Source organism: Vibrio sp. 10N.261.52.A1, assembly GCF_002876325.1.
GTDB lineage: Bacteria > Pseudomonadota > Gammaproteobacteria > Enterobacterales > Vibrionaceae > Vibrio > Vibrio chagasii.
Genome location: NZ_MCYD01000184.1, coordinates 1 through 1,588, shown reverse-complemented (window position 1 = coordinate 1,588; position 1,588 = coordinate 1). Strand labels below are relative to the sequence as shown.

At 39.4% G+C, this 1,588-nt stretch carries 1 protein-coding gene and 1 pseudogene; both read left to right on the top strand.

The genetic code is table 11. The annotated features are described in order from the left end of the window. A pseudogene (locus BCT81_RS29515) lies at positions 1–297 on the top strand (Zn-dependent exopeptidase M28); the annotation flags it as partial. A 154-nt stretch (positions 298–451) separates the two neighbouring features. Further along, positions 452–1,567, top strand: coding sequence for a hypothetical protein (locus tag BCT81_RS02460; RefSeq protein ID WP_102423147.1), 1,116 nt, complete (start codon positions 452–454; stop codon positions 1,565–1,567). The last annotated feature ends 21 nt before the right edge of the window (positions 1,568–1,588 follow it).

Here is a 1,588-nt window from a genome sequence, read left to right as displayed (position 1 = left end):
GATCATGCTCCTTTTTCATGTGCTGGAATTCCTATCGCTCACATAGAAGCCACAAATTTCGACATTAAAGGTGAGTCTGGAAATGACGGCTACTCACAATCGATCAATTATCGATTTTGGTCATGTTTTGATAGCAAAAACACGACCGCCTGTGACTCTTCTACTGAAAAACACTGGGGACGCATTTGGCACACGCAATTTGATCAAGAAAGCTACTTTTCCGCTGACCTCGAAGAGCATATAAAACACCAGTTTAATTCTAATATAGAATTAATCGAGCGATTTGTACTCAGGTAAATAGTGAGAAAACGCACATAACAAACCGTTCAAGCAGGATTGCCAACGCGTGACGAACTTAATAAGCATGGGTGTTTACGGTGGTTTAATCAGGTTAGGCGGTTGTAAGTTGGCAACCTCTTAACGGGAGCGTTAGGCGAATTTGGAGAAAAAATTGAGTATTAATCTTTTTGAACCAGTAGTTCCTGAAGAAAAACAGCACCCGTTGTTTCGTGAAGTGCTAAATGAACCTGTTTACAAGCAAACACACTCTATTCTTAACTCTTGGGGGATGGGATTGCTTGAAAGAAACGGTGAAGCTAAAAAGTTTTTAAAGGAGTTTCAGACAACTTTTAACTCATCATTTTGGGAGTTGTATCTGAATCAAGCATTTAAAGAGTTGGGATATCAAATTGACTATTCAAAGGCAAGCCCAGACTTTAATTTGATTGGTAAGAACAATCGACGTATTTCAGTCGAAGCTGTCACTTCCAACCCTCGTGATATGGAGGACCTAACGTCAAATAAAATTGATGATGATTTTCTCGATGACTCGACGTTAAAGTTGGCTGGAAAGATCAGGGATAAACATACTCTTTATGTTGGTGATGGAAAAAAGAAACACCCTTATTCATCATTAGAGCATGTAATGGGTAACCCTTTTGTTCTAGCTGTGGCTCCGTTTGATAGAAGTTTCTCCCAAACACAAAACAATACTGCTATTAATAGAGTTTTATATGGGCTAGAACCACCAGAGGGTTACCACACAAGGCAGAAAGCTGTTAAGTATATTCCTAACCGTAATGGCAAAAGTGTAAATCTGGGTATCTTTACTAACGATAGTTATAAAGAAATTAGTGCAGTAATTTTCTCTACGACTGGCACTTTTGGCAAAGCTGTAGCTCAGGCTGGAACAGCTAGTTTCGTCAGAGCAACAAGGCTTCGGAAAATGGGTATAGTTGAGTTTCTTGCGAAGGAGGGCTACGACAAACTGGGGCGATCAATGAATGAGGTATCTGAGGGTTATACCGTTTTATCTGAGCGTTTCTTTGCTGGCTTCGATATTTGTGGGCACGATATGTTTATATATGATGCTCCTTACCATAAAGAAACACACCTTGATGGCTTGCAAATATATCACAACCCATACGCTATGAATCCACTGAATAAAGAGGATTTTAAGTGCAGAGAGGTTGTGCACTACAGTTATGATTTAGATACGGAAGAGATGTTAATTGAATACAATGATAACGCTTTAGTATCGAGAAATACGGTGTCAGCATTCGCCTAACAATCTGTTTAAGAGTGATTC